Genomic DNA, 25,761 nt, shown 5'->3' on the forward strand with positions numbered 1-25,761 from the left:
GTACTCGGTGGTTGCAATTCTCAACCGATGCCGGGAAGTGCTGTTAGAGGAATAACTAATAGATATTTCCACCCGGAACACCGCCAATTTTGTTTGGACATGGCAGCAGCTCAGTTGCGAGTCAAGCATTATGACGGTCGCTTCTATTGGTCGGGCCCCTCTGCGATAGTTGGCGACCTCCAAGATGTTCTCGGCGCAACTAAAGTCAAGTGCGTTTGGGATGAGCTGGATTCTCGGTTTGTGGTGTATCCCAGAGCGTACAGCCCCGAAGCGATCGCTCTCATGCGAAGTTTAGATGAGGCAGACATTCTCAGCATTTACTTTTTCGTGAAAGCAGGAACGCAGCCACACAAAAGACTGGCAGAGAATTGCTTGAAAACTATCCATTCAGAATTGGGTTTAAAGGTGGAAATTTTAAAACTTATTACAAGGGAGGGTGTTTCATGACTAAATACGTTCAATAATTCAGACATTTACTCAAGGTTTAAATGCCTTGCAGGAGAATCATTGCAACCAAAATGAGGAAAACAACCAATGAAAGTGCCAGTCACTTGGGAAGATGCCCAAAGCTTGCCCATCCCTGCTGATGATGAATTAGAACTCGTAGCAGGGTTAACAATGCAAGAGGTGTACAAAGTATACCGAGATAGGGGAGGAAGAGCTCTTGTTGACGGCTCTTGTTACTATTTTGCACGGCAAGCTGGTTTCAGAATCCCTAAAGAAAAGTTTCCAGAGTTTTTGGAACTCTGTAAAGCCAAATGGAGATTGATAATCCAGTACCTAGAAACCGAGTATCGACTCCGCTAGTCGGTTATTAACTCACAACACAATCAAGCTTTAAGTACGCCGTATCTAAAGCTTGGTTGCCACATAGTAGAGAAGAACACAGATGTTTGTAGCTCAATCCATCAGACAACCAGACCAGTTTTATTACGCCCATACTTTGTCGAGTGCTAGGCGCTGGAAAACGCGCAGGGGTGCTGACAATGCCGTCGCTCAATACCCCAACAGTTACATAGTAATCGCAGAAGCGGAAATAGGTTCACCTGAACATCAAGAGCTGTTTCTGATAGCTCGCATCCAAGTAGAAAAAGCAGCAGAACAGGCTTATCGGAATCATAGTTCCGAGGCTTTCTCACCCGAATACCCTGACACTCATTTTGAAGAATTGGCGGTGCGGGCTTGGGAGCGCTATCAGCAGCAGCGGTTGCAGGAGGTCACGAGTTGAGCTTGTACGCCATCAGGTTCAAAAAGGATAATCGAGTGCGCTATGCCACCGAAACGCAGGGAAACCCTGAGTACAACGCCATTGATTCGGCTACTTTGGAAGGAGCGAAGACTTGGAAAACGGAACGGGGTGCTCGAAAGTATCTCGCATCTCATGTTTTGGTGGGACGGCAGGGTGAAAAAATCCAAGGCCGCTGGACTGAGATCGAAGTCGTGGAAATCTCCCCGCAGCAGCAATGGCATACCAAGAATTCAGCCGTCATCAAAGAAGCTAAAGCTAAGTACGACAGCAAGCGCCCCGTGTTCTCGTTTCGCCCTAAACCTGAGATTCTACAATGGTTGGAGAAGGAGCGATGCGAGGGTGAAAGTGATGCCGATTTGCTCAACCGGAAGCTGGGAAAGTTGATGAAGTTGGAAGAATGATCGAAGTGTCAGCTTGGTTTTTGTGCTTCACTTGCCCTCAGCTCCATCAATAATTGATACTTACCAATCAAATTATTGACTTTAGAGCTATCGACATTGGTCTGGGAACCGGATGCATCACCTTGTTGCACCCTGCGGGCAATTATCTGCAAGCTTTCTTCTAGTTCTTGGATTTCTGACAACAATGTTGCTTTAACTATTTCCGCGTTCATAGATAACCTCACCTCTGAAAGCTTTGAGACTTACTATTCTCATAGTATAATATAATTGGCTAGCGCTGATAAAGTTAGTTTATTTTGCATGAGTAAATCTTAAATACCCTGTCAATTATGGACGAACTAAACATCAAGAAACAGCTTAAAATAGAAATGAATGCTGCTTATAAAGCTTTTACAAAGAATCCGAGTGCTATCAATTATGTCAAGCTAGAAAGAGCCATGCTCAAATACCAAATGTACGACAAAAACCGAGCTCATTACGCAGCCGGCGGATAGCAACACCGCACCACACAGCAAATACAGCATCGACTCAATAAGTTAGCCCAACCTTAATTATTAGAATGAACAATCCAACTGAAACTACTGAAATAGAGGAATTCAAAGGATACTTGCAAGATTTAGCTGCTGTCATGAAAAAAGTACCCGGTAGAACGGATTGGAAGTACCGAGGTTTTGAGGAATTGGTCTTAGAGTGCGGAAGGGTGATGGAACCCAAACCGCTACCTAAAAACATCAAACAAGGTCAACCGAGACTCTGTTACGCTAACTGCCAGCGCTTAGTCTTAAAAAACCGCTCTCTCACTTACGTTGAAGGCTACGCAATGGCGGAAGGCGTATCTATCCCGCTGCATCATGCTTGGCTGCTTGATGCCAATGGATACGTCATCGACCCGACTTGGGAAACTCCCGGCTGTTGTTATTTGGGCATTCCCTTGGCGACATCGTGGGTCACATCAATTTGGAATTCTCGAAAGCAGAAGGGACGGCCTGATGAACTGAGTATTTTGCAGGGAAATCATCTCGAAGATTTTTCGATTTTCAAACAAGGATTTCCGGCGGAGGCTCTTGCTGAAACTTCGATTAGTTAAAGCCAATTGCCAATTAGCTCAAACTCTAAGTCCACTTATTTTAGTTAAGGATTGTTATGATCATGTACGACTTTGTTTATTGTTTTACCATTAACGGCAAAGTTAACTGGTCAGCAGAAAATATGGCTGATTTGTGGCAAAAGGCTGCCTGTGATAGCGACTGGCAACTCATTGAAGAGTTTACCCAGACAGCAGAGCCGGGTAGTTTTATTACTCTAGATTCAGGGGATTTAATATTCTGTACCCGCACTCCCTCAATTTCTCAATCGAAAAAAGGAGATCAAGAAATGACCGATTACATCAATCAAAACGGTTTAGACGAGCTAACGCAAGAGTTTTTATCCAGTTTTCCTTCTCACACGCACATGAGTTGGACGGAGTGGCAGAATGAAGCAGAAGTCTACGGGTTGGATGAAAATCAGATTGCTGAATTACAGCAGTACCTTGAGGCAAACAAACAGCTAACATCCCCTATGAGATTTGCGGGTCGGCAGTGGTGGCTGACTAAACAGGAGATCGAACACGTCGAACTAATCAAGCAGTATTTTCCTAGCAATTGGGAAGATGAAGTTTTAGATAGGATGCAACGAGGCGATTTGGGGTACTTAAACAAAGATTGGCGGTTAAAAGAAAGGAAGAAAACTAAGGGCTTAGTTAAACAGTAGCAGGCGCAGTAGAAAAGATGGTTGAAGGGGGTGGATTCAATGAATATCACAGACGTAGCTAAACAATTTGCAATTGCCCAACACGGCACTCAGAAATACGGCGAGCATCCCTATTCGTACCATCTAGCCCAAGTATCTCAAGTGCTGGCCCAATTCGGTTATGCAGACGATGAAGCGATTGCAGCAGCAGGATGGCTCCACGATGTTTTGGAAGATACGCCAACAACTTATGAGATGCTGGTGTCCGAATTCGGGAAAGAAACAGCCGATATTGTATTTGCCGTAACCAGTGAACCGGGAGAAAACCGAGTCGAGCGCTTCCACAAAACCGCACTAAAGATCCAATCCAACAAAAAAGCTTTGATTGTTAAACTTGCCGACAGGATAGCCAACACCGAAGCCAGCCTCCAAAGCAATCCCAAGCTCTATAAGATGTACCTCAAAGAGTTTCCGCTATTCAAACAACTCCTGTACAATCCCCAGGATGTCGAGCTATTACCACTGTGGAACCGTTTGGAAAGCTCGAACAAGTAAACCCAACATAACAGGAATTGCAACGGTGAATACTCGAACTCAAACTATCTCAGCACAGCAGATAAAGGAATATTTAGAAAACGTAGTTGCTGCTGTCGAAACACCGCAGAAGAGAGCTAACTGGATGTACCAAAGGTACGAAGAATTGGTGCTGCGCTGCGGCTTCCCGATGGAACCGAAACCGTTGCCTCCAACCGTTGAAGCTGGCGTACCGAAGTTTGGTTACTGGAACTGCCAGCAGCTAGCGTTTGCTTCGGACAGCCTCACCTACGCTGAAGGATATGCCCTTCATGCCGATGTTGGATTTCCCATTAGCCATGCTTGGTTGCTCACACCCGATGGATACGCTATCGACCCAACTTGGGATTCTCCGGGTTGCTATTTTGGAGTTCCGCTATCTACAACATGGGTAGAGTCTGTTTTAGCCACGCGCAACCGCATGGACAACCTCAGCATATTTGATGGCAATTATATCGAAAAGTTTTCCTTGCTCAAAGAGGGATTGCCAATTGATGCTTTTGCTAACTTATTGCGGTCAATTTAATTCGCTGTCAGCAGTCAATCACCTTCAAACCTGTTGCGATTTTCCCACAGCAATTCTACAATTTGCTGAAAATCTTTAGAGTTTGGTGTATACCCGCAAGCCTCTTCCCACGCTTCGGTCAAAGCAGCCCATTGTTCGGGAGTTTCAGGTTTTTGGTGCACCAGGGCGAGGAAATTGGTTTTGATGCGGGCTTCTGCTGCATCCACCCCAAACCTGACCAGTTGTAGTTCAAACGATGGATCGCTGCTGTGGGCTAGGATGTCTGCGTAGTCCGTATCTAGTAAATCCAGCGGTTCGATGGGCGAATCAGTCATTTAACCAATTAGTGACAACTGTTGATTATCAATCATTTTCAACTCTTCTTTGAGGGTGATTCCACAGCAATTCTAGAATTAGTTGAAGATGTTCGAGGTTTGGCTCGAACCCGCAACCTGCTTCCCACGCCTCGGCTAAAGCTTCCCAGGATGCTGGAGTATCGGATCTTTGTCGCACCAGGGTGAGGAAATTGGTTGTGGTTCGCGCTTCTGCCGGGTCAATTCCCAGCCTGACCAGTTGCAGTTCTAACGCGGGATAGCTGCTGCTGGTGAGGATGTCGGCGTAGTCGGTGTCTAACAAATCCAGTTGTTCAATGGGCGAGTCAGTCATTCGATGTATTTCCGTATTTGATAGACTAGGAATTCCTCTGCTGCCTAGATTCCCAGCGAGTTCTCCAATTGTCATTAAACTGGTCAACGGTGTAAGGTTCTGACGGCAATAATTCAGCCAAAGAGGAGTAGCAGCGATCGATCAGAAGCTCCTCCCATTTGTTTGCGTACTCTAGGGATAAGGAATCGCCCTCAGACCAATCCCGATGAATCAACCCTTTTTTTAGATGGGAAAACTCCTGCCACTCGCGCTGTTCAAAAGGAAGTTCCAAGTCTTCAATTGCAGAGCAAATTGCACCGTAAGCGCGAGCCCCTTCCCCACTGTATCCAAAGGAAGTACCCCACACATTGAGAACTGCTGTAATTTGATAAAGAGAGTTTGGTTCTCTAAAAAATGCAATAAAAGTGCTGGTGCTTTCTGGATGCTCGCGGTACAACTGCAAAACTTTTAACACGCTGTTGGGATTATCCCGCATCAGTTTTAAGATTGCGCCGATGCCGACAGTAGTACCGGGCGGTGAAGGTATAACAAGATTAATTAAGCTCACGGTTGCTCCTCAGTGTAAAAAACATTCTCATTTTTTAGCTGCTCTATAGAAAAAGCATACCCTATTCCCACATTAGCAGATCTTTCTATTTCGTAAGTCAAATTCAGTATTTGATGCTGATTAGCTATTATCCCTTGTACTGGATCGAAGCCTCCTATACTTATTAGACCTTGGGAATTTTGCTGAGCTAACACTTTGATATTTTGTTCTATGATTGAACGCAATTCGTTAAACGTTTGTGTTAGCCCCGTCGATTTGCGAGTGATTATTCCGATAACTTCAGATGTTTCCGGGTCAATGAGCGGTCCGCCGGAGTTGCTAACATTTACGCTAGCATCAATTTGGACTATATCGACATTTCTGCTTTTATAAAAAGATGAAATTATTCCTGTATGACAGACAATGTTGAAGTGATCCAAAGGATACCCTAAAAATAAAATGCTGTCTCCCATCCGTTTCAGTTGATGGTTTCCTAATGAAAAATTATAAAGTTTTTTGTTCCTTAATACCGGGATATCAAAAACAATATAATCATAACCCCTCTCATCTGAAGCTGTAACAGCCCTGTTTAAAAATTCTTGAGAAGTTAATTGAATTCCGTCTAATAAAATCTGAGAATCGCTATCATAAGTTCTTAGTAGAACAACAGAATCGCGGGGAGCCTGATAAGCGACATGATAATTAGTTACTAAATATCCATTAACCATGAAGCCTGTTCCCGATGCTGCACGCTGTCCATCGACTGTATGTATGATATGAACAACACCTGATTTTACTTGTTCTACAATATCGGAGATTGGCTTTATAATAAAAGTTTGAGGAGAGTTTGAATTTAAAATTTGCATACACCATAAAGTAATTGAAGAACTAATCAACTTTAGCGCTTGGCAAAAAGCTCAGCTTGCGGATAACCGAACTTAGCCAGTCGTAATTGCTGAACGGTGGCGCGACCCTCAGCGCTCGATCGCCAAGTGAGAGCACACAAAGTACACAGCAGCAGAGACTCGCTTGACGATCGCATCCAACCACCCCCCCTGGTTTTTTGAGTTTGTGACTCCAGGGCTGACCGTCGTTGACTAAGAAACTTGAGAGCTGCGGCCACACAACCGCTGTTAAGCTTGCTAGATTGGAGTGTAGTCTAAAAAATCAACCCGATGGATTCACTAACCTTTTTGCAGAACATCAACACCAACATCAACAGCGCCATCATCAGCGTTTTGAACTTGGTGCTGTTGATTGAATTGACGGTCGCCTGGTGCTGGGGAATCTACCGGGGTGGGACGATCGGTGAAGCAACTGCCGGCAAAATATTCTTACTAACAACAATCGCTGCAATCATGTTTCGCTTGTGGCAATCGTGGCCGTATGAGGCAAGCGGTGTTAAGTGTGTGGCCTCAAGGCGCGTTTTGGGTGTTTGTTGGGGGATTGGTGGGCTGCACTTTCAAATGGGGTGTCGAACGAGCATTTTTGCGTGGCTGATAATTTTTGATACCGCTGCGGAGGGTGGGATCAAAAAAAGACCCAGGACAATTGCCACTGGGAGGAAAGTTGGGACGTAGTTGAATTAATTCGCATTGATTTCGGGGTTTGAGCGATTGTCATGCCGTTTGCGATTAGCCGCTTGCAGACCGTTCGCGAAAATCGACGACCAATCCACCAGATGCCAATCACGCAATATCTCAATCAACAAGTGATAGTGAATGTATTGCTCCAAAGTATCCCTGTTATGTCGTTAGAGTTTTGTCGCCCATCGTGTGCAGAAAAGGAAAGCTTTTCTCCTGGGGCACATCCATACACGTAGTTTCCCAGATCGTCGGTAAGAAGAGCTGGAAGAACATTGCTAGGGTTGATAACTGCTGATAAGTTTCCAGCATTAACCTACCCCAATGTCCATAGGGAATTAGGCTAATGCTGCAATAATCATCCTTATAATCACAAATTCTATATCTAGCCTTATCAAGAACACATTCGTCCCCCTGATTTTTTGAGGATGTAATACTGTCACACCGCAGTGTCCATGACCATGCAAATTTACTAAGTGCATGGAGTATTTAATCTTCAACAGATATGGAATCTGTCTGAATAACTCTATCAGCCCACGTTTGAAAGTTGTAGGTTCCTTCAAACTCGCCCCAATCAGAAACTAAGCCTACAATTCTAATATCTGAGTTGTTGACCTGAATTCCCCAGTCCATGCCAATGTTGGCTGCATCAGCTAAAAAGTTGTTAGCTCCAGGATCGATCTGATAAGTTCCAAAAATATTGCCAGGTGCGTCAGGATGATATAGCCTTACCCAAAGAGTCTTGTCTGTCAAATTGATAAAAGCTAATCTACCGATTTGTCCCGTCCAACCACGAGTTCCAGGGCGAAAAGAGCTTGGATCATAGGTTGGCATATTTGCAAGAATTCTATCAGGCCAAGTTTGAAAAATAAATTCTCCACCAAACTCATTCCAGTCAGAAACTAATCCTACGATTCTAATGTCTGAGTGGTCTACTTGAATTCCCCAGTCCATCCCAATATTTCCACCATCAGCTAAGAAAATGTTAGCTCCAGGATCAATTTGATAAGTTCCAAAAATGCCGCCAGGAGCATCGGGATGATATAAATTGATTTCAACAGGCGCACTGGTAGTATTTACAACTGCTATTTTTCCAACTTGACCTGTCCAACCAGGTTTACCGGGACGAAAGTTACTTGGCTCGTATCCAGACATAGCAGTTGTGCCTCCGTAGAATTATTTTCTTCTCTACCACTGAAACAGCTTAAAAACCGAACGTTTTACCATTTACTCTCTGATTTTTGATAACCAGTAGCGAATACTTTGCCTTATGGTTCACTGAGTAGTTGAATTCCACCGATAATTTGAGGGCTAACTATTAATTGTGTCGCAGTTGCGGTCTAACACGCCATTACAGCGCATAAAACCGCGAGCACTTAATCCCTAAACTTACGATTTTTTAAAGGTTCCACCCAAATCGTGCAGAATCCCGACGTAGATGCACGCCCCGCAACTTCTAGAGTCACACCTAGACGCCGAACATCTTTTTTACACTCTAAATTAGTCAGACTATCCGAATTTCACTTCATCAAATTCTGAGCAAACTTCCCCTCAGCGCTACTTGCCCACTGCAAAGCCTCCGCCTGCTCCTGAGTCAAATGAACCCGTTCCCCCAGCACAAACCTTTCTTGCGACCAAAGTTAACCCATCCCATCAAAGCACCAATACCTAACGTCGTCAACAGAATACCCGCCACCACCAAAGAACGCGCAGAAGTCGCTACTCTGGTCAATTCTGTCTGACGAACCAGAGAACTGACAGCAAAAGCAATTTCCCCGACTAACTTTTCATTGCACCGTAGCCAATAAAACTAACGATCGCCCAATTACTATGAACCATCACCTCAAACCGAATCGTCCATCCACCCGCAAGCCGAACAATCCCAATGAACTGGAGGCGTTTCGTACTGGGGATAAGTCATTTCACATTGGGGACACCGACCAGTAAACAGTGGGTGGGTATCCAAAAGTTCTAACTGCTGCTCTAGCGTCCACCGCTGCCTCGGTTGCAGAATCAATTCGCCGTTGTAATAACTCGCACCTTCGGGTTCCCACAGTTCATCGGGTTCAGCATTGGGGTTTTCTCGAAAGTCAAGGCAAGTGTCGGTGTTAGGGCCCGTGGGATGGGCGGCACAGATGAGGTATGGGTTGCGGGCGTACAAAAGGCAACGATGGCACTCAGGGAGTTTGGGCATGACGGGTCTGTGGGGTTTTGGTCTGGGTTTAGTTTCTCGCAAATAGGGGTGTTGGTGGTGGCGAGCGCCGTGACTTCATTTTTTGGATTGCTAGCATTGTCGGTAGTATAGCGGTTGTCTTTTTTGGAATTATTAGCGGTGCTCGACAGCTTCAGCTCGGAGATTTAGCGCTATTGGGTTCGATAATTGCTGCTGATTTTGGCTATGCTGAAGGTGGGCGATTAGCTAAGGTTTTAGGTGGGTGGCAAGTTATTGGTTGGGCATTGGTGATTCTCGATTTTTTCTAGGTTTTACCACAATTTTTGTTGTTTAAGAACAAGAGTTAATAGCTTCACCGAGCGCCTGGTTGGGTTTGGCTTATGTGAGTATTTTTAGTCAATTTATCGCATTTATTACCTGGTATCATGGTAGGGCAATGGGTGAAGTTGCACAGGTAGGTCAAATTCAGTTGTTGCAACAATTTTTGACGGTTCTGGCTTCGGCAATTTTGCTTGGTGAAACTCACCGAGTAGATCGCCCTAGTCACGGCATATTTGGTTGTTGCTAGTGTAGCTGCAGGTAAAAAAGCATCAATTAAGCGGACAGAAGATTTGTGAGGCGCTCATTTTCTCAACAGGCTATTGACTCGGATCATTGACTTTCACATATCGGCTCCATCTAACGACAGATGTAAAGCCGGGCTTATTTCTGTTCAATACTACCAATCAACTGAATTTTTAAGAGAATAGTAATGTTAGATATTGATGAAATGAGTTCACAAGAAATACAGGAGCTGCTACACCAAGTAGGATACGGTCATCTAGGCTGCATACACGAAGGCAAACCCTACGTGATGCCAATGAATTATTATCTCGAAGATTCGGACACTTACCTGTTTACAACCGAAGGCATGAAGACTCACGAGCTTGATGCAAATCCAGAAAAATGTTTGCAGGTTGAAGAAATAGGCGAGCCGCTTCATTGGCGCAGCGTGATTGTGAATGGTCGAGCCTCCCGCCTCACAGTTCAGGAAGATATCGATCTGAGAATGCACTCGATCAAAGAACGCAATCCCACGCTGTCACCTGCTATCAATCGAACCTGGATTGATGCTCAGGGACGTTCAGAAGCGATCGCAATCTACCGCATCGACGCGAGTGAAATGAGCGGACGCACGACTGATGGAGTCAGCAGTCGCTAAGAACCGAGATACCTCAAACGTTCTAGCATGAATGAATTTTAGGCGATCGCCATTGATGCAGATGCCATTGGCCGTGCGATCGCCTATGTCATTTAGCAGCCCGGTGTTCTTGATGTGAATGAAATCATCCTCCGTCCGACACGTCAAGAACTTTAGACTAATAGGAAAAAATCATGAAACAGCGAAAACTCGGCAATCAAGGATTAGTAGTTTCAGAGTTAGGACTGGGCTGTATGGGGATGTCCGAGTTCTACGGGACAACCGATGAGTCAGAATCGATCGCCACTATTCATCGCGCCTTAGAGTTAGACGTGACTTTGCTCGATACGGCTGATATGTATGGTGTCGGTCACAATGAAGAGTTGGTCGGCAAAGCGATTAAAGACTGTCGAGATCGAGTCATTATTGCCACGAAGTTTGGCAATGTGCGCGGTAGCGACGGCAGCTTTAAGGGCGTGAATGGCAAACCCGAATATGTCCGCTCTTGCTGTGATGCCAGTCTCAAACGTCTGGGCGTAGATACGATCGATCTTTACTATCAGCACCGAGTCGATCCCAACACTCCCATCGAAGAAACCGTAGGCGCAATGGCGCAGCTCGTCCAAGCCGGGAAAGTTCGCTACCTTGGCCTTTCCGAAGCCGCGAGCGCCACGATCCGTCGTGCAATGGCAGTGCATCCTATTTCGGCACTCCAAACTGAATATTCGCTCTGGAGTCGGGAGCCAGAATCTGAGATTCTGCCCACTTGCCGAGAGCTAGGGATTGGATTTGTGCCTTATAGCCCTCTGGGGCGTGGGTTTCTCACAGGCAAAATCAAGAGCCTCGACACATTATCTGAGGGAGACTATCGGGCCGGGCGATATCCTCGCTTTCAAGCCGAGAATCTCCAGCAAAATCTGGAGCTAGTCGAGCAAATCGAGCAGATGGCAGCCGAATCGGGTATCAAAGCCGGACAGTTGGCGCTAGCGTGGGTTTTGGCGCAGGGCGAAGACATTGTGCCAATTCCAGGCACTAAACGTCGCACCTATTTAGAAGAAAACATTGCGGCTGCTGCTGTGACGCTGACTCAAGCAGAACTAGAGCAAATCGCCAAAGCGCTGCCATTAGGAATTGCGATGGGCGATCGCTACCCCGATATGAGTACGGTCAATCGTTAGGATTTGGCGCGAGTGATGTTTGGCATCCATGCCTTTAGTAAATAAAAACAACCGCTAAAACTTAAGTCAATTGAGTTCTGAAAATCTACCCAATAAGGAGAAAATCATGACAGAGATCGTGAGCCGCGAGATTCGGCTAGTCTCTCGCCCCAAGGGGATTCCTACCGCAGATAACTTTGCGATCGCCGAGACCAAACTAGAGCCACTTCAAGATGGGCAAGTGCTCGTTCGCAATCTCTACATTTCGGTAGATCCATATATGCGCGGTCGCATGAACGAGGGGAAATCCTATGTTCCATCCTTCGCGTTAGGAAAAGCACTCGAAGGCGGCGCGGTCGGTGAGGTAATCAAGTCTCGTGTCCAGGAATTCAAGCCGGGTGATGTTGTGACTTCCAACTATGGCTGGCGGGAATACTTCATAGCTGCACCAAAAGATTTGCATCAGGTTAACCACGATATTCAACCGCCCTCAGTTTACCTCGGTGCCCTCGGCATGACAGGTATGACTGCTTGGGTTGGGTTGAATTTGGTAGAAGTCAAAGCCGGCGATGTTATTTTTATTTCGGGAGCAGCAGGCGCGGTGGGAAATGTCGCCGGACAACTGGCTTCATTGCGCGGATGCCATGTCATCGGGTCTGCTGGGTCAATGGAAAAAATCAAGTTTCTGCGGGAAGAATGCGGATTTGATAGCGCCTTCGATTACAAGGCCGGTCCTGTCCTCGACCAATTGAATCAGGCAGCACCGGACGGAATTGATGTCTATTTCGATAATGTAGGAGGCGAAACGCTGGAAGCGGCGCTCTCGGCATTACGGGTGCATGGTCGGATTATCGCTTGTGGCAGTATCTCCGGTTATAACGATGAAAAGCCGCAACCGGGCCCTTCCAATCTATTTAATATGATTGGCAAACGCTTAACGATGAAAGGGCTAATCGTTAGGGATTGGCTCGATCACCAGAGTGAATTTGAACAAGAAGTGGGCGGTTATTTCCAAGCTGGCAAACTGAAGAACAAGGAAACAGTGGTGGTAGGAATCGAGCGAGCGGTGGATGCGTTCATCGGTCTTTTTGAAGGCAAAAATGTTGGTAAAATGGTGGTAAAATTGGACTAGGTAGCCACTAATTGAGTGGGTACTGGCTTCATTATTTGAGAAGTTGACATCCGACATCGCTTAGACATTATTTGGTTGAAGGATAGGATGCCATCGCTTGCATCAGATTTCAAACTATAAATCTAGCAGTACACTTTACTTTCCCAACATTGGTCGTACCTGCAATTTCCAGAAGTTCCAATTAAAACCTCCAATGATTAGCCTTCATCGGACAACATCAAATGGCTGTGCACAGAGAGTGTAACACCTCTGTACAAAGATAGCTAACAGTTCTGGTCAGCGGTTGTTGGGATCTGGAGCATCTCACCGTATCGGCTTCAGGCAATCCGCTGCACCAGAATGTTATATTTCTTTTGATGCGATCGCCTGGACTACTGCGCCCATGCCAGTGTGATAAATACCTTCTACTACATCACGCTCAAGCTCAATTAGATGCCTAAACTTTAAGCCAGCTAACTCAATGCTTAAAGATTCTTTAGATTGCATCGAATCTACTGAATTTCCGCCTCCAGTACCGTACTTCAACTGATCGGGTGTATAAGCCTCAAGCAGAAACACACCGTTTTGCTTTAACCCTGCTTCCACTTTTTTATGAAGTTGTTTTCTGATTGAAGAGGGCAATGGACAAAATATAGATACAATTCCGTCCCATTTATTCTCGCCTAAACCATAATCTGCTAAATTAGCATGAATAAACTCAACAACCACCCCGTTCTCTTCTGCCAACTTTTGGGCTTTATTCAAACCAACTAGAGAGGCATCTACAGCGGTTACAGAGTAACCCTGTTTCGCAAGGAAAACGGCATTCCGCCCTTCTCCTTCGGCCAAGCTCAGAACTTTACCTTTTGGAATACTGCTGACATTTGCTTCCAAAAACTCGTTCGGGTTTGTGCCATATACGTACTCTTCTGCACTGTATCTTTCATCCCACATCTGTTTTCTCCAATGGTTGCTGTTGGCACATTTGATGCCCAAAAAATATAACTGTGTATTCAACCGCAGATATGCTGGATAATACCCTAACCGGGGGGTGGATTATCCATCAGATCGGTTAGATAACATCCTAGTTTTTAGGGATTAAACAGAAACGAAAGCAGGCTAAGTCCGGGTTCTTGGGTGTTATCCGTGACTTTTGCTGGATACCACCCCCTATATCGGTCTTATCCTATGTGGCTTTGCCGCTTGCTGGAAGCAGAGCCTTCGGAAATCATGCCAAGGCGAAGTATTGGAACGAGTGCGATCGCCCAAAGAGAACCAAGTAAACCTTGAGACTTAACATCTGCACTTAAAGCTTCTTGAAGTATCTCGCAACTGGGAATAGCTCGAAGCCCGCCTTTTCATAGGTGTGACGGGCTCTTTCATGGCCGGCATCACCTCCAGTCTCAACCAGCGCAATAGACATCCCAGCATCTTTCATCCAACAGAGAGCAAATTCTATCAAAGCACTACCAATGCCGCGACCTTGAAAGTCTGGATCGACGGCAACCATGTAGATTTCACCCATGCAGTCCTCCGAGTGTAGTTTCACGGCTACAAAGCCCACAGTAGAACCTGCATCGATAGCAACCCATACATTCGTGTCTTCCGCAGCACAGACATCCTCCACAGCTTTTTGTTGGCTCACACGCCAATGATCGGGATAGAATGCCTGGTAAACATCCGCGTTCATCGTGTTCTGAATCGAATCAAAGACTGGAGTCCATGCCCGCAGCGAAAGACGAATAACAGCATCAAGGTGGTGAGGGTCGTAGGGTTCAATTTGCATTCCCAGATCAACTCCTGTTAACTCTGAAAGCTTATGAGAGCATACTACAATACTCTACAATGTCTGATAGCTTGGCTTTGAATGCTTACAGATTTAGGCTACTTTCGCTGATTAACTAGCAATGACCCCAGTTGAGGAGGGTTGGATGAAAAAAACAGGATTAGGCATTCAAGAATTACTGTATTGTGAGCGATCGCAAATTCTAGCAATTGCCCAAAAGCACGGAGCCTACAACGTGCGCGTATTCGGTTCGGTAGCACGGGGGGAAGCGACCCCAGAAAGCGATATTGATTTGTTAGTGGATTACGATTTAGAGAAAATTACGCCTTGGTTTCCAGGTGGGCTCTTGCTTGATTTGGAACAACTACTCAATCGCAAGGTCGATATCGCCACAGTCGATATGCTCAAAGAACGCATTCGGGAGCGCGTTTTGCAGGAAGCTGTACCACTATGAGACGAGAAGCCCAACGGCTGCAAGATATATTAGATGCAATAGCCGCAATTGAACGATATGCAAGCCTTGGCAGGCAGGCATTTGACAACCAAGAATTGATCCAAATTTGGATTGTTCATCACCTCCAGATTATTGGAGAAGCAACAAATGCGTTATCGTCCGAGTTGACAGGTCGATATCCCCAAGTGCCTTGGGCGCAAATTGTAGCGTTTAGAAACCTTGTGGTGCATGAATATTTCAGAGTTTCGCTAAACCTAGTTTGGGCGATCGTACAGAATAATTTACCACCGCTGAAGGTAACAGTAGAACAGATTTTACAGGAGCTAGGAGAGACGTGAGTTCAGCACTCTTGTTTGGAACGATCGCTCTCGCAGTGTTTGGTCGTTCAAGCTCCTATTAATTTCCTCGCTCCTTCAAGATAGAAAAGTCTGAGACGTTCGCCCAAAGCAGTCAAATCTGGCTCGCCGTTTAAAGGAGTTCTTAACAGTTCAACTTTCTCTCCATTTACTTCTGCCAGCAAAACGAGTTCGTTTCCTGTTGCATATCCTGTAAATTTAGGAAAAAAATCATTTGGTAAAAATTCATTTGTGATGCCGTGCCTCTCCGAGAACTTTAGGTGAGTCCAGTCTATGTCAAGTCCCTCGAAATCGCGGCTTTTCAAGTACGTTCTATTGTGAGTTGTACCAAAGCCTTTTCCAAGTTCCCTTGCAACAGTTAGGCTCATGTTATAAAGCTCCCGATTTAGCTGTTGAGCAAGTTTTTTAAAAGATTGGCGTCGGGCATAATCAGATGAAGTTGATACTTTATTTTGGATTTGAGCGATATATTGTTCGGCATTGTGAGCGTTCTCCGTTGCAGAAATGCAATCTGTCAATGCTTGTTGTAGCTCGGGTATAGATTGCCAGCGGTAGTCGATTTGAGTTCCAAATGCTCTGTCAAAAATTCTATTCACTTTAGCCAGTAAATCGGAAGGGATTTTCGACAAAGCTTTTTGACTTTCCGGTCTTTGATGGGGCATCCTTCCTTCATGGTCAAGCAAAGTGACAGGAGGCGAGCCGACGATCGCAAAAAACCAAATCCCGCAGCATTGTGTAATATCCGCTCTGGGGTCGCGCTGCATACTGCTACTTACCTGAAGCTCGGGAAGTGCTAAAAATCGGTTGCCAAGCTGCTGCCAAGGCTCTGTCAAAATAGTCCCGTCAGCATCCGATTCATTAAATGAAATGCCAAAATCTATGACAACTGGATCGGCGATGTCATCGCGACGCATAATAATGTTGTCCGGTTTAATATCTCGGTGTACAATCCCAAGATTGTGACAGTATTGTATAGTCTCTAGAAGCTTCAAAACAAGATTGACAGCATCCGCAATCCCCATAGGTGGAGAGGAGTCTAGGATTTGTGAAAGTGTTTTCCCTTCAATGAATTCACCAACCATGTAAAGCGGAACATCGGAATCAAATTGGTCGGAGTTTGATTCAAATAATCGCGGGATGCCGGGGCAATCGAGGGTACTCAACGCAGCAACCTCTCTGTGCATTCTCTTGCGCCTTTCAGGATCTTTCTGATTTTTTAGTTTTTTTAATACAAAACTCTGAGACAAAATTGTAGAATCTTTAGGTTTGACAAGAAAAGTATCCCCTTGTCCGCCGCCACCAATCGGTTTGACTATTTCCCATTTTTCATCCCAAGGTTTGCTTTTCTGTTTGCTCATAGCCTTTCTCCTTCTTTTTAAACTTTGGTTGCTCTAGAAGCGCTCTCACCCTTTACGTCAATTATTTGCCAATTGCACTTATCTTAAGTCAGTTAGCATCAAGCGTGAGAAAGCTAAATATACGGGTAATCAAATAACTTTAGCAGAGCTAACTCTAGGTATTCCAGACCGACACTCCAGGCTTCCGTTCTAACTTCTTCTGAAGCTCCGCCTCCTTTATGACGGTTTTTCGGATTAGGATGAACGATTGCGTTCCGTATTTCAGTGATCGCCTGTGGACCATCAACCCAATTTTGCTGATTTGCTAGCTGAGTCAAATTAATTAAGTCGGTGGGTAGTTTTAAGTCTATCCCCAAAGATGACAGCAAGAGTCTCACTTGATCGGCGGCGGGGAGTTTTTGAAACCCATTTTGACTGAGGCTGCGTTTATCTTCTACGAGCAAGACCCATGCCAGCCGTTCTAATGCTGCCTGCTGTAAAACAATCGCACCATTTACTCCTCCAGCTTGCTTTTTACTCTCCACATACCAATGAATAGACTCTTGCACCAGCTCCCGCCAGTTTTTATCCTGCCATCGGTGCATAAAACCGGGAAAGGTTTCCACTAGGTCGGTTGAATCTGGAGAAAACCACGCATAAGTGTTTTGCCAAGAGTCGGCACGGCAAGCTGACCATTCCTCAAAGACCTGCGTCCCTTCGGCATCAAAACCAGCAATCAGCATGGGAGCTAACCACAGTCCTCTGGCAAATGAAAGGTAATAAGAAAATGCTTTCAACAGGTCGCGGGCATCGTCCATTGAGAAGGGGGTTCGATCTAACCGCTCCAGTTTGCAGATATGGGTTAGGCTATAGCCGCCTTGAGACTGAAGCAACTCGTGGGTATCCCAATTTTCGGGAAGAGTTGCTAATACTATCCGCCAATCTCCAGTCTGAAAGACAAACTGTCCGTCAAATACCCATTCCAACCAACCTTCCAGCTTTTCTTCTCCTTCTTCATTCATTACCCATGTGTTGGATATGTTAAAAAACGGAAAGTTAGGCAAGTGAAATACTAAGGAGGTTAATTCGTGACCCTTGCCTTTAACAATTGCTTCGCAGGGATAGCCTGATATTACAGATTTATTCTCTCCAACATATGTTGTCGTTTCTGAAATGCGAACTTTCACACTGATGCCAATCTCTGTCAGTTTCAGAGTAACGTCATCCCAATCAATTCGCGCCTCGGTGAAATGAGTGAACTCAAACTTAACGCACGGAGACGGGAACCACCCAAAGATTGTAGTTGCTTGACCTTCCATGACCTGTTCGCCTTTAATCAACTCAGCGAAGCCTCGGTACAGTTGTATGGGCTGATTGGGATGCTGACCTAAATAAAGTGTGGGTTTAGGAAGATGATTGCTCGGAACCGAATTAGCAGCATTCATATAAAAATCTTTGGAGTTTTGTCTTACTATAATACAGTTTATACTACACTACTGAGTTAGGTACTTAACGCACAACACCGCCCAGATGTAGATTCGCGCGCATCCACCTCTCTCAGATGCGGTAGCCGAGATAAGAGCTTTCCGAGGACATGATGTAAAAAAGGTTAAGAAATGCCTGCAAAAAGCTGGGTTATTGAGCTCGAAACGCCAGCACCCCATCTAAAGTTTGCGGATGTTGCCAACTCAACAGTGGCATCCTGGGAGCGATCGGTGATAAAAAATGAATTGCTACTTTTTGATAGCTTTTATGGCTGTTTGGAGTCCCTTTACTTCGCGGGCAATATCTTTAAGCTGTTCCTCGATGCTGCCATTTCCTTTTTCTAAACTGAGATTTGGTCCTAATTGCCGATCAATATCGACTTGAAAACTTTGTTGATAGGTACGGTTGGCAATATCAAAATAAGTCAATTTTATGGAAAAAAGGGGGTGAATATAGTCATCTAGCACGAGTTCGCAAACATCAAAAAACAAAGGAAATTGCTCGGAAATGATAGGAACCTGTATAGAGACTCCTTCCTCCATGTGTGAGGTTAATAAATTTGGTAGCGTGTCAGATTCAACAGAGACATTAATTGCAGCAGCGGCGTTCAACGCAACGATACCGAGTTGAATAATTCCGCTATTTCCGGGCTTCCGGCGGACAATGTGGCTAAGTAAGGGTGTTCTCAATCCCCGCCGAGCATGAATAGCTTCGACAAAAAAGTGATTTGCTGGCTCGGTATGCGCTCCCGCTCTAATGTAGTAACGGTTGTCGTTAGCCATATGAGGACCTATTTCGCTTTCACAAAAACCTATTAGAAATACAGCCTTGTCTGGCTCAATATTCACGCAGTTGCTGCTATTTTGAATACTGTGTATTACATAAGAACTTCTAGGCGTTACTTGTGAAATTATCGTATCAATCCAATCCCGCCGTGACAGGTTCCCCACGCTGAGAGATATTCCTCCATCAGGTTTACTGTTATCATCTACTCCTACAACAAACAATCCGCCTCCACTATTCCAAAACCCCGAAGCTGCTTTGACAATTTTATGGCCGAGGCTTTTATTGGGGCTTTTCTCATTTTTTTCAATTACACTGCTCTTGTACTCGTGTCGGTCATCTTCGGCATCAGGAAGAAACCAAGATAGATCGCTGTCTTGGAGTTTGAGAATATCCTTGGGCTTTGTGGGGTCAAACATTCGAGGTACTTTGGTGATGGGATGGGTGGGTTTGAAAAACAAGTGGGGTTGTAGCGGCGATCGCACTCGCGTCAATCCACCGCTGCCTTACCTTTGTCAAGGATACCTCGCAAAAATTGGGCTAGATCGGCAAAGTGTTCTGGGTTATTTTCAAGCAGCCATTCCGTGAGCATTAGTGAGTGCGAGGTTTTTTTAAACTTGACCCGCGCTTCTGATAACTCGGCAAATAGCGCATCGAGGACTTTTGCAGCATCAATTTTGCCAATCCATTTGGCATTACCTAGATGTTTTGAAGTATCGTCTTTTGAGCACTGAGTATTGGGTTTTGGGAAGTAATTCTTATTTAATTTATGGGTTTCGAGCCGTTCTCGAACTTCTTCGCCACTAACAGGTTGTTCTCGCCCCGCATCTTCATGATTGAGTGCGGCTGCTATAGCATCGGGATGGAGCAGGTAATTTTCATACATTCGCCTCTCCAGGAATTTAACTGGGTGCTGGCTTCTTTTCTGCAAATCCTTCATCTCCTGCTGACAGCGCTCCTCCAGATCGAACACAAATCCAACCGTCGGGGGAAACAAACTGCTGCCACCGCTGAGTTTGTCGTAAACATCAAATACGAGATGAGCGCGTTTTCCCTCAAAATCGCCAGTATTCTTAACAGCAATAATTTGAGTACCCCTTAAAGGCTTTTTGGCTACTTTTTCCAAAATTAACGGGAAGCACCGCTCCTCGGTCGGCCCTTCCACCCAGAGGATGCTGTCCGCACCGAAAACGTCAGACAAACTGACTCCCAGTTCGGCTAATAGAGAGCGCTGTTCCTTGATATCTTGCGAATTCATCATTGATGCTTTCGTTTCCCCGCCCTCAGACCGCAGCTTCACGATAGTTGAGGGATTGGCAGCGGAAATAATCTCGGCCGAATGAGTGGCAATAAAATATTGGTGCTGCGGAAACTCTTTGAGGATTTCTATCAGTTTCTTGGCAGCACCAGGATGCAAATAAGATTGGGGTTCGTCAATGATTATTGTTCGAGGAGCTGGGGAAGCCAACACCGCGTAAAGAATTGCCAGCACCTGACCAATACCAGTCCCGCACTCTGACAAGGGAAATGCTAAATCTTCTCTATCATTTTCAGATGCTTCTTTCGACCAAATTAAAATTTCTAATTCCTTGCTTCTGCGACTCGCGTTAATCCCACTCGAATCTTTGATGATGGGCTTAGGCCTGACAGAAACTTCGCCTATTTCAGGAAAAATAGTGGATATATACATCAAAAAACGATTAAAAAGTTTCTTTTTTCCAGAAAGTTGAAGTTGATTTAAGACTTCAGCCAAATTCGAGGCGTCCGGCTCCAGTTCAGACCGATCGCCAAAAAAGCAGCTTGCTAAATTAGGGCGTTCGGCATAAAGCCTGTATGTGTGGCGGCTAAAATATTGAACAATTCTGGTTGTTATTTCGTTGTCGGCAGTGTTCCTATTGAAATTTACACCCGACGCTCTATCAATAATGTAGTCTTGTTTGTTGACGCAATAGATGTTAAAGGTTAGGCTATCGCTTAAGCTTTTCTCTATTTCAGCTACCTTGCAGCTCTCCTCCATCCTAACTCTAATTTCTACAGCAGCACGAACCTCCAACCACTCTAGAAAAAGGCTGTGCATAGTTTGAGCCGATAGAGTTCGGTTTGTTTTGTCGCTGTAAACGAACTGAAAATCAATTGATAGTTTTTTGGCAACTTCTTCGATTGCCCACTTGTCTGCTACTAGAGAAACTTTGGCGCATGAGTCTGAATTAAAATGTAGCAATGTTTTGAGACTGCGATGGGATTTCTTCTCGAAATTTAAGCTTAAAGCTTCCAGCAGCGCTGTTTTCCCTGAATTGTTGGCTCCCACAATAATGTTGATGCCGGGTTGGAATTCTAACACTCCAGAATCTTGGAAGGATTTGTAATTAAGTAACTGGAAACGGGAGATGTACATAGCTGTGTTTGGAGGAAACGATACTTGAGCGCTCCGAGCCGGGTGCGGTAGCGAGGCGGGCTATTGAGACTAAAATTAAGCTTCAATTTACTTCTCTATCCAAATTTTTAAAGAGAATCTCCCTCAACTTTTTTTGACTTTGATAAGAGCTAGATTTTGGGAGTGAGATATAAAGCTTATCTTGCTCCAGGCAGTATTCAACAAACCACCTGACAATTTTTTGAGCATTGATACTCCTTTGCAAATCTTGAGCGTTTAAGTTTTCACTTTCTCTTAATAATTGTCTGCTCTTCAAAATATATTCTTGGCTGACAACAGGAGTCATCAATGCCATCTCACTCATATATACACTCTCTTTATCGTCAGTAACCAACTCGTAATGAATACGTCCACAATGAGTTATTTTCACCCTTTGGGACTCATAAATATTCGTATCTGTTGGGTCGTAAGGTTCAATAAGGCGGTAGTCAAGAAGAGCCTTAAGATTTTCTTTTACAAGAGTTCGACTTACCATAGTAGGCTCAAAATAATTTAGAATGTCTTCCACAGATCGGTAGATTTTTTCTTGCTCTACAGTCTCAGAATAAGCATCTATCAATAGGCGAAGAACTGATAATCGAAGTAAGGGACTTGTGGCAGTATTGGAGCCAATATCGAATAAATTTAAAATAAAACTGCTATCTTTTTGATAGAAATGATTATAGTCTCCTAGCAAAAGAGCCTTTTTAATATTTACGCCTTGTGGGCGGAATTCTTCACCAATAGCATAAGCTTTAACCAATTCCGAAACATCTATAATCGGTGAAGTAATAATTTTTTGGGCAATTTGAAGCCCTCTACGAATATCAAAGTTGGCAAGCCATCCAACCATACGTCCTACATAATCTTCCTTGACAAATATTGCTTCTATAGACAAAGCAAATGCTTTAACATCTGGGATCGATAGACGAATTCCTTTTTTTGTGAAATATTCTTTGCTAGTCTCAGCATTTTCTTGAGCCTTTTCCTTAATAAATTCAACACGCTTGGTAAGAACTTCTTTTGTTGAAGGTACTGGCAAATAAAAGTCTCGGTGATCGTAAGATTGAAGTGGACCTGATTTTGAAAGCTGCCAAACTGTGCGATCGGTTATAGGACAAATAATAAACGAAAAGCATTCTCTATAAATTGATTGTGCAAATTGAAAGACGGACTCTTGGAAAGATTGTGGAAAATGGTCAGTATTGTCAAAAACAATACAAGGCATTAATTTTCTAGAAAAAATTGAGTCTTTAAGCAGTTTTCTAACATACTCATGGGGGGCTTTTGCTATAAAATCACTGATTAATCCGCCAAATTTTTCTTTGAAAGCCTCCTTATCTCTTTGATAGAGGGGCTTGTACTCTCCATCACTCCATCGCTTATATTCAGAAAAGAAAATTCCCTGAAGGTTATCATAAGTAGGATAACCATCTTTAAAAAGGTTTATCTCTAATTCGACTTTTAATTTATCGGTTAGCCAATCTGAAATTGTAGCTTGATTTCCATCAGAATTTGCTAAATCAACGCGAAGAACCAAGCAATTATTACGAAGTTGCTTATCTAAAACCAGTTTAAAAAATCTGTTAATAAATGTCGATTTTCCTGCGCCTTTGTTTCCTATGATTAAAACAAACTCACCTTTTTGTAGTTCTATGGCACTCCGAATTTCATCTTCTAGCTCCATACCTCGTTCTGACTTAACAATATCAATTGTATTCAATAAGTGTCTTGTAATCTTATCCAAGCTTTCATCAGCCGCACGACTCTCTTTTGATTCTACAAAGCATTTCTCAAGCATATCAGAATCGTCGCCTGAAATAGTGCTAAAAAAATTGCGGTAAATATTTTCTAAATCTCTTAGTAAGGGTGATTTTTGAAGCAAGCATCTCTCAGATAAGCCGGTAACTGCTTCAAAATTATCATTTTGACTAACCTGCAAACCTTCTGCTTCGTGAACATGGACTTGATATAAATTTTCAAGCATTCCTTCTGGGGAAAACAGGTCATAAAATACTGCAAAATTTTGCTCAATGGCTTGCAAACTTGGGAATACTACCGCTTTGCCTTCTTTGGGAGGTACTCCGTCCGTGCGAACCGCCCAAAATCCAATCCACTCAATCCCGGTAGTCAACGCTGAGAATAAAACAGCCGTGTCTGCACAATAACCTTTTGCTTGTTCCAACCCTTTAACTGCGGACTGGAGTGCTGAACCACTAACTTTATACCAAGCCATACGCGGTTGGCGAGTATCAATCAATAGATTAGAGGTACGCTTAGCTTCCACTACAAGCCTGTTACGCCCTCCAGCAGATAGTAAATAATCAATGTAACCAGATTCTGTATGAGGCTCAGTCCGTATTCCTTGCCTATCCCAACCTAAAACCTCAATCAATATGCGGTCAATAATATGAAGTCGTGCATCTTGCTCCGTCTCAAGCGGGGGATTACTAACATTCAACTCTTGGCATAAGCTATCGAACCGTTCTTTTGCTGTGTCAACATTCATAAACACGAACTTGCGAGAAAGTATTAGACTGAGCAGGGTAGAATGTAACTTAGTTATTCTGCAAGCTTTGCATTCATTACTATGACATAATATCATGGCTTGAGTTCAATCCGTGACAGGTAAGGTTAATCTCCAGGACTCACGGATAATTTAAAGCCTCAACTAAGCGTTAATTTGCAAAGGCTGACTTAACATATGATATAAACTCAAACTACCGCATATTTTGTGTTCTGTCAAATTAGAACCGGGAATATTTATATAATTTTCCAGTGTCCGGGATTTGCGGTAATACCCTACAGTTTAAGAATTCTTAGGAGATAAAGATGTCAAAATGACGAGGATTTATACTCATGTTTTGAGTCAGGGCGGTCGCGGTGTAATCCGTCCCCTAGATTTGTCTCTGTTTCACTCAACACTTTGGCTTCCATCCCGTACAAATCATTCAGCACCGCCTTGACGTTCGGAAACGCAAAATACTCCGTCAGCTTGCCAATGCGGTAATTAAACGCTTTGTAGCGGTGTTTGAAGTACAGCTCTACATTCCCCCGGTGTTCCCACAATCCCAGCAAATTGACCGCAACATCCGAGTAATGCGCTCTGACATCCCGCTGCACCTCGGCGATGCGTTCCTCGATCGATCGAGTTGTAATTCCAATTTTATAGAAGCAGTGACCGTCCGCTTTCACCTCAAGGAAATAGAGCGCGTTCACCAAAATCCGACGAAGCTGCGCTCGATAAATCAGCAAATCAGCCCGTCGCTCTTCCAAACAAGATAACCCCGCAGCTTCAGCAATTTCTACAGAGCCTTCTAACGAAGCCAGCTCCGACAGCAGCAGCGGTTCCTGGACTTTGTTGAACAGCGCCAGGGGAAGCGCGCCGACGGGGATTTTGCCGAGGTCGGTAAAGTGATAAGTGCGATCGCCAACTGACTCCACCAATCCTTTGAGTTCCCACCGAAAGTTTACCAAGTCTTTGGGAATCGATCGCTTTTGGGCCCCGTACTCTTTCCACAGCACTTTCAATTGCTCCAATTCCTCACCCTTAAGCTGGATGTTGAAATTATCGTAGAGGGGCAGCGCGGGGAAAGCTTTGGTTTTAATCCGCTGCGACACGGGCTTGCAAGTCTCCTCGGTGTGCGCGAAGTGATGTTCTTTCACTGACCCCTTTTTCGCTGTCAATCCGCCACCGCAGTAGAGACAAGTTAGCTGAGTTTTTCCGCGCACAACCTCATCAATGCCCGTCAGTTCGCCACTGAGAGCAACACCAAATTTTAGCCACATTGTCAAAAGTTCTCCTAAAAGCAGGTTTTGTAGATGCACCCGCTCCACATGACCAACGATTTTAACAAATCCAGGGGTTAGGGCTTCTGCCTTGGGAAAGAAAGCGATCGGCATTCGATGCTCTTGATGCGCGAGTGTCAACCGGCGCAGCGTGAGAGTTAATGTACTCAAAATATTACTTCCGGGTAGTCGGGGAGGCTGCCGATCGCGCCGAGGCGATAGCTGCGTCAAAAGCACGGATTGATGTCTGGGTAGCTCGGGTACAAAAACAAAAGCGAGAGCGAGAGCACAAGTAAAGTAGATGCAGATGCCAGTCGTCAGGTCGGGCGATCGTCAGCTTTTGCATCTTTCAATTTAAAAATTGCGAGTGCTTTAGCAAGGAAGACACAAGCTAACAACGCCCAGGCACACTGCCTACCAACAGATAATCGATTTGATACAGACGTTACTTGCGGCAGGTGATGGGCACTGCTAGCCTACTTTTATACCCCACGCTAGAGCAG

The 25,761-nt window shown here is 44.6% G+C and carries 32 protein-coding genes and 1 pseudogene; 16 read left to right on the top strand and 17 right to left on the bottom strand.

The genetic code is table 11. From position 1 onward, the window contains the following. From QUA38_RS00545 to QUA38_RS00560, 4 genes are all read left to right on the top strand, one after another. Nucleotides 1-447, top strand: a 447-nt coding sequence (locus QUA38_RS00545) for a hypothetical protein (protein ID WP_333158227.1), incomplete at its 5' end; no start/stop codon positions are given. An 87-nt stretch (nt 448-534) separates the two neighbouring features. Then, nucleotides 535-807: a hypothetical protein gene (locus QUA38_RS00550; RefSeq protein WP_333158229.1), complete on the top strand. Its 273-nt coding sequence runs from the start codon at nt 535-537 to the stop codon at nt 805-807. An 82-nt stretch (nt 808-889) separates the two neighbouring features. Beyond that, the gene (locus QUA38_RS00555; RefSeq protein ID WP_333158231.1) at nt 890-1,228 is read left to right on the top strand and encodes a hypothetical protein; all 339 of its coding nucleotides are present in this window, start codon (nt 890-892) and stop codon (nt 1,226-1,228) included. Beyond that, nucleotides 1,183-1,650, top strand: a complete 468-nt coding sequence (locus QUA38_RS00560) for a hypothetical protein (protein WP_333158233.1) — start codon at nt 1,183-1,185, stop codon at nt 1,648-1,650. Before QUA38_RS00555 ends, QUA38_RS00560 begins: the two co-directional genes overlap by 46 nt. Before the next feature lie 8 nt (nt 1,651-1,658). Here the strand turns inward: QUA38_RS00560 and QUA38_RS00565 are convergent, their stop codons facing one another. Beyond that, on the bottom strand, nt 1,659-1,862 hold the full coding sequence (locus QUA38_RS00565; RefSeq protein ID WP_333158235.1) for a hypothetical protein: 204 nt from the start codon (nt 1,860-1,862) through the stop codon (nt 1,659-1,661). Nucleotides 1,863-1,979: 117 nt separating this feature from the next. Here QUA38_RS00565 and QUA38_RS00570 point away from each other — a divergent pair, with 117 nt between their 5' ends. From QUA38_RS00570 to QUA38_RS00590, 5 genes are all read left to right on the top strand, one after another. Further along, nucleotides 1,980-2,144: a hypothetical protein gene (locus QUA38_RS00570; protein ID WP_333158236.1), complete on the top strand. Its 165-nt coding sequence runs from the start codon at nt 1,980-1,982 to the stop codon at nt 2,142-2,144. A gap of 65 nt (nt 2,145-2,209) precedes the next feature. Next, nucleotides 2,210-2,737 carry a hypothetical protein gene (locus QUA38_RS00575; protein WP_333158238.1) on the top strand — a complete coding sequence of 176 codons (528 nt, stop codon included), beginning with the start codon at nt 2,210-2,212 and terminating at the stop codon, nt 2,735-2,737. A 62-nt stretch (nt 2,738-2,799) separates the two neighbouring features. After that, on the top strand, nt 2,800-3,402 hold the full coding sequence (locus QUA38_RS00580) for a hypothetical protein (protein ID WP_333158240.1): 603 nt from the start codon (nt 2,800-2,802) through the stop codon (nt 3,400-3,402). Nucleotides 3,403-3,441: 39 nt separating this feature from the next. After that, nucleotides 3,442-3,936 (top strand): HD domain-containing protein, encoded by a 495-nt coding sequence (locus QUA38_RS00585; RefSeq protein ID WP_333158242.1) that lies wholly within the window; start codon nt 3,442-3,444, stop codon nt 3,934-3,936. Nucleotides 3,937-3,961: 25 nt separating this feature from the next. Further along, the gene (locus tag QUA38_RS00590) at nt 3,962-4,480 is read left to right on the top strand and encodes a hypothetical protein (RefSeq protein WP_333158244.1); all 519 of its coding nucleotides are present in this window, start codon (nt 3,962-3,964) and stop codon (nt 4,478-4,480) included. A gap of 14 nt (nt 4,481-4,494) precedes the next feature. Here QUA38_RS00590 and QUA38_RS00595 read toward each other — a convergent pair whose 3' ends face one another. Genes QUA38_RS00595 through QUA38_RS00615 form a run of 5 tightly spaced genes read right to left on the bottom strand, consistent with a single transcriptional unit; the run spans nt 4,495 to nt 6,693 of the window. Beyond that, nucleotides 4,495-4,794, bottom strand: coding sequence for a hypothetical protein (locus QUA38_RS00595; RefSeq protein WP_333158246.1), 300 nt, complete (start codon nt 4,792-4,794; stop codon nt 4,495-4,497). Nucleotides 4,795-4,822: 28 nt separating this feature from the next. Beyond that, complete coding sequence (locus tag QUA38_RS00600) at nt 4,823-5,125, bottom strand: hypothetical protein (RefSeq protein WP_333158248.1); 303 nt, start codon at nt 5,123-5,125, stop codon at nt 4,823-4,825. A 25-nt stretch (nt 5,126-5,150) separates the two neighbouring features. Further along, nucleotides 5,151-5,672, bottom strand: a complete 522-nt coding sequence (locus QUA38_RS00605) for a hypothetical protein (protein ID WP_333158250.1) — start codon at nt 5,670-5,672, stop codon at nt 5,151-5,153. Continuing rightward, a complete protein-coding gene (locus QUA38_RS00610; RefSeq protein ID WP_333158252.1) occupies nt 5,669-6,517 on the bottom strand; it encodes a serine protease in 849 nt (282 codons plus the stop codon). Before QUA38_RS00610 ends, QUA38_RS00605 begins: the two co-directional genes overlap by 4 nt. A 32-nt stretch (nt 6,518-6,549) precedes the next feature. Then, nucleotides 6,550-6,693 carry a hypothetical protein gene (locus tag QUA38_RS00615; protein ID WP_333158254.1) on the bottom strand — a complete coding sequence of 48 codons (144 nt, stop codon included), beginning with the start codon at nt 6,691-6,693 and terminating at the stop codon, nt 6,550-6,552. A 133-nt stretch (nt 6,694-6,826) separates the two neighbouring features. On the opposite strand from QUA38_RS00615, the gene QUA38_RS00620 reads away from it, so the two are divergent. Further along, nucleotides 6,827-7,231 (top strand): hypothetical protein, encoded by a 405-nt coding sequence (locus QUA38_RS00620; protein WP_333158256.1) that lies wholly within the window; start codon nt 6,827-6,829, stop codon nt 7,229-7,231. A 492-nt stretch (nt 7,232-7,723) separates the two neighbouring features. On the opposite strand, the gene QUA38_RS00625 is transcribed toward QUA38_RS00620, so the two are convergent. The 3 genes and pseudogenes from QUA38_RS00625 to QUA38_RS00630 form a co-directional block, all read right to left on the bottom strand. Continuing rightward, nucleotides 7,724-8,389 (bottom strand): hypothetical protein, encoded by a 666-nt coding sequence (locus QUA38_RS00625; protein ID WP_333158258.1) that lies wholly within the window; start codon nt 8,387-8,389, stop codon nt 7,724-7,726. Between the two features lie 221 nt (nt 8,390-8,610). Further along, nucleotides 8,611-8,853, bottom strand: a pseudogene (locus QUA38_RS29230) (DUF6753 family protein). Between the two features lie 224 nt (nt 8,854-9,077). Beyond that, on the bottom strand, nt 9,078-9,428 hold the full coding sequence (locus QUA38_RS00630; RefSeq protein ID WP_333158261.1) for a hypothetical protein: 351 nt from the start codon (nt 9,426-9,428) through the stop codon (nt 9,078-9,080). Nucleotides 9,429-9,789: 361 nt separating this feature from the next. Here QUA38_RS00630 and QUA38_RS00635 point away from each other — a divergent pair, with 361 nt between their 5' ends. The 4 genes from QUA38_RS00635 (at nt 9,790) to QUA38_RS00650 (ending at nt 12,876) form a co-directional block, all read left to right on the top strand. Continuing rightward, nucleotides 9,790-9,975 (top strand): hypothetical protein, encoded by a 186-nt coding sequence (locus QUA38_RS00635; protein ID WP_333158263.1) that lies wholly within the window; start codon nt 9,790-9,792, stop codon nt 9,973-9,975. Between the two features lie 183 nt (nt 9,976-10,158). Continuing rightward, on the top strand, nt 10,159-10,608 hold the full coding sequence (locus QUA38_RS00640; protein ID WP_333158265.1) for a pyridoxamine 5'-phosphate oxidase family protein: 450 nt from the start codon (nt 10,159-10,161) through the stop codon (nt 10,606-10,608). A gap of 173 nt (nt 10,609-10,781) precedes the next feature. Then, nucleotides 10,782-11,765 (top strand): aldo/keto reductase, encoded by a 984-nt coding sequence (locus QUA38_RS00645; RefSeq protein WP_333158267.1) that lies wholly within the window; start codon nt 10,782-10,784, stop codon nt 11,763-11,765. A gap of 106 nt (nt 11,766-11,871) precedes the next feature. Beyond that, nucleotides 11,872-12,876, top strand: coding sequence for an NADP-dependent oxidoreductase (locus QUA38_RS00650; RefSeq protein WP_333158269.1), 1,005 nt, complete (start codon nt 11,872-11,874; stop codon nt 12,874-12,876). A gap of 342 nt (nt 12,877-13,218) precedes the next feature. Here QUA38_RS00650 and QUA38_RS00655 read toward each other — a convergent pair whose 3' ends face one another. Both QUA38_RS00655 and QUA38_RS00660 read right to left on the bottom strand, forming a co-directional pair. After that, a complete protein-coding gene (locus QUA38_RS00655) occupies nt 13,219-13,809 on the bottom strand; it encodes a class I SAM-dependent methyltransferase (RefSeq protein ID WP_333158271.1) in 591 nt (196 codons plus the stop codon). A gap of 352 nt (nt 13,810-14,161) precedes the next feature. Then, the gene (locus tag QUA38_RS00660) at nt 14,162-14,641 is read right to left on the bottom strand and encodes a GNAT family N-acetyltransferase (RefSeq protein WP_333158273.1); all 480 of its coding nucleotides are present in this window, start codon (nt 14,639-14,641) and stop codon (nt 14,162-14,164) included. Between the two features lie 145 nt (nt 14,642-14,786). Between QUA38_RS00660 and QUA38_RS00665 the strand changes: the two genes are divergently transcribed. Both QUA38_RS00665 and QUA38_RS00670 read left to right on the top strand, forming a co-directional pair. Beyond that, nucleotides 14,787-15,095: a nucleotidyltransferase family protein gene (locus QUA38_RS00665; protein ID WP_333158275.1), complete on the top strand. Its 309-nt coding sequence runs from the start codon at nt 14,787-14,789 to the stop codon at nt 15,093-15,095. Further along, on the top strand, nt 15,092-15,433 hold the full coding sequence (locus QUA38_RS00670; RefSeq protein WP_333158277.1) for a HepT-like ribonuclease domain-containing protein: 342 nt from the start codon (nt 15,092-15,094) through the stop codon (nt 15,431-15,433). The genes QUA38_RS00665 and QUA38_RS00670 overlap by 4 nt, the downstream gene beginning before the upstream one ends. Before the next feature lie 47 nt (nt 15,434-15,480). On the opposite strand, the gene QUA38_RS00675 is transcribed toward QUA38_RS00670, so the two are convergent. The 6 genes from QUA38_RS00675 to QUA38_RS00700 all read right to left on the bottom strand — a co-directional run bounded on the left by QUA38_RS00675 (nt 15,481) and on the right by QUA38_RS00700 (nt 25,429). Next, complete coding sequence (locus tag QUA38_RS00675; protein WP_333158278.1) at nt 15,481-16,809, bottom strand: serine/threonine-protein kinase; 1,329 nt, start codon at nt 16,807-16,809, stop codon at nt 15,481-15,483. A gap of 113 nt (nt 16,810-16,922) precedes the next feature. After that, nucleotides 16,923-18,233 (bottom strand): hypothetical protein, encoded by a 1,311-nt coding sequence (locus QUA38_RS00680; protein ID WP_333158280.1) that lies wholly within the window; start codon nt 18,231-18,233, stop codon nt 16,923-16,925. A gap of 288 nt (nt 18,234-18,521) precedes the next feature. After that, nucleotides 18,522-19,475 (bottom strand): ATP-binding protein, encoded by a 954-nt coding sequence (locus QUA38_RS00685; protein WP_333158282.1) that lies wholly within the window; start codon nt 19,473-19,475, stop codon nt 18,522-18,524. Nucleotides 19,476-19,546: 71 nt separating this feature from the next. Beyond that, nucleotides 19,547-21,451 carry an AAA family ATPase gene (locus QUA38_RS00690; RefSeq protein WP_333158284.1) on the bottom strand — a complete coding sequence of 635 codons (1,905 nt, stop codon included), beginning with the start codon at nt 21,449-21,451 and terminating at the stop codon, nt 19,547-19,549. Nucleotides 21,452-21,533: 82 nt separating this feature from the next. Continuing rightward, nucleotides 21,534-23,978: a hypothetical protein gene (locus QUA38_RS00695; protein WP_333158286.1), complete on the bottom strand. Its 2,445-nt coding sequence runs from the start codon at nt 23,976-23,978 to the stop codon at nt 21,534-21,536. Between the two features lie 326 nt (nt 23,979-24,304). After that, nucleotides 24,305-25,429, bottom strand: a complete 1,125-nt coding sequence (locus tag QUA38_RS00700; protein ID WP_333158288.1) for a GIY-YIG nuclease family protein — start codon at nt 25,427-25,429, stop codon at nt 24,305-24,307. Between the last annotated feature and the right edge of the window lie 332 nt (nt 25,430-25,761).

The sequence above is a fragment of the Microcoleus sp. Pol12B4 genome, from assembly GCF_036701385.1.
Taxonomy (GTDB): Bacteria; Cyanobacteriota; Cyanobacteriia; order Cyanobacteriales; family Microcoleaceae; genus Microcoleus.

Bases quoted from the DNA above. Each gene is read 5' to 3' on its own strand.
- QUA38_RS00665 (WP_333158275.1), top strand. From the start codon at position 14,787: ATGAAAAAAACAGGATTAGGCATTCAAGAATTACTGTATTGTGAGCGA.
- QUA38_RS00555 (WP_333158231.1), top strand. From the start codon at position 890: ATGTTTGTAGCTCAATCCATCAGACAACCAGACCAGTTTTATTACGCC.
- QUA38_RS00620 (WP_333158256.1), top strand. From the start codon at position 6,827: ATGGATTCACTAACCTTTTTGCAGAACATCAACACCAACATCAACAGC.
- QUA38_RS00610 (WP_333158252.1), bottom strand. From the start codon at position 6,517: ATGCAAATTTTAAATTCAAACTCTCCTCAAACTTTTATTATAAAGCCA.
- QUA38_RS00645 (WP_333158267.1), top strand. From the start codon at position 10,782: ATGAAACAGCGAAAACTCGGCAATCAAGGATTAGTAGTTTCAGAGTTA.
- QUA38_RS00690 (WP_333158284.1), bottom strand. From the start codon at position 21,451: ATGTACATCTCCCGTTTCCAGTTACTTAATTACAAATCCTTCCAAGAT.
- QUA38_RS00595 (WP_333158246.1), bottom strand. From the start codon at position 4,794: ATGACTGATTCGCCCATCGAACCGCTGGATTTACTAGATACGGACTAC.
- QUA38_RS00585 (WP_333158242.1), top strand. From the start codon at position 3,442: ATGAATATCACAGACGTAGCTAAACAATTTGCAATTGCCCAACACGGC.
- QUA38_RS00565 (WP_333158235.1), bottom strand. From the start codon at position 1,862: ATGAACGCGGAAATAGTTAAAGCAACATTGTTGTCAGAAATCCAAGAA.
- QUA38_RS00650 (WP_333158269.1), top strand. From the start codon at position 11,872: ATGACAGAGATCGTGAGCCGCGAGATTCGGCTAGTCTCTCGCCCCAAG.
- QUA38_RS00570 (WP_333158236.1), top strand. From the start codon at position 1,980: ATGGACGAACTAAACATCAAGAAACAGCTTAAAATAGAAATGAATGCT.
- QUA38_RS00670 (WP_333158277.1), top strand. From the start codon at position 15,092: ATGAGACGAGAAGCCCAACGGCTGCAAGATATATTAGATGCAATAGCC.
- QUA38_RS00685 (WP_333158282.1), bottom strand. From the start codon at position 19,475: ATGTTTGACCCCACAAAGCCCAAGGATATTCTCAAACTCCAAGACAGC.
- QUA38_RS00655 (WP_333158271.1), bottom strand. From the start codon at position 13,809: ATGTGGGATGAAAGATACAGTGCAGAAGAGTACGTATATGGCACAAAC.
- QUA38_RS00625 (WP_333158258.1), bottom strand. From the start codon at position 8,389: ATGTCTGGATACGAGCCAAGTAACTTTCGTCCCGGTAAACCTGGTTGG.
- QUA38_RS00680 (WP_333158280.1), bottom strand. From the start codon at position 18,233: ATGAATGCTGCTAATTCGGTTCCGAGCAATCATCTTCCTAAACCCACA.
- QUA38_RS00550 (WP_333158229.1), top strand. From the start codon at position 535: ATGAAAGTGCCAGTCACTTGGGAAGATGCCCAAAGCTTGCCCATCCCT.
- QUA38_RS00695 (WP_333158286.1), bottom strand. From the start codon at position 23,978: ATGAATGTTGACACAGCAAAAGAACGGTTCGATAGCTTATGCCAAGAG.
- QUA38_RS00660 (WP_333158273.1), bottom strand. From the start codon at position 14,641: ATGCAAATTGAACCCTACGACCCTCACCACCTTGATGCTGTTATTCGT.
- QUA38_RS00630 (WP_333158261.1), bottom strand. From the start codon at position 9,428: ATGCCCAAACTCCCTGAGTGCCATCGTTGCCTTTTGTACGCCCGCAAC.
- QUA38_RS00575 (WP_333158238.1), top strand. From the start codon at position 2,210: ATGAACAATCCAACTGAAACTACTGAAATAGAGGAATTCAAAGGATAC.
- QUA38_RS00675 (WP_333158278.1), bottom strand. From the start codon at position 16,809: ATGAGCAAACAGAAAAGCAAACCTTGGGATGAAAAATGGGAAATAGTC.
- QUA38_RS00600 (WP_333158248.1), bottom strand. From the start codon at position 5,125: ATGACTGACTCGCCCATTGAACAACTGGATTTGTTAGACACCGACTAC.
- QUA38_RS00580 (WP_333158240.1), top strand. From the start codon at position 2,800: ATGTACGACTTTGTTTATTGTTTTACCATTAACGGCAAAGTTAACTGG.
- QUA38_RS00615 (WP_333158254.1), bottom strand. From the start codon at position 6,693: ATGCGATCGTCAAGCGAGTCTCTGCTGCTGTGTACTTTGTGTGCTCTC.
- QUA38_RS00640 (WP_333158265.1), top strand. From the start codon at position 10,159: ATGTTAGATATTGATGAAATGAGTTCACAAGAAATACAGGAGCTGCTA.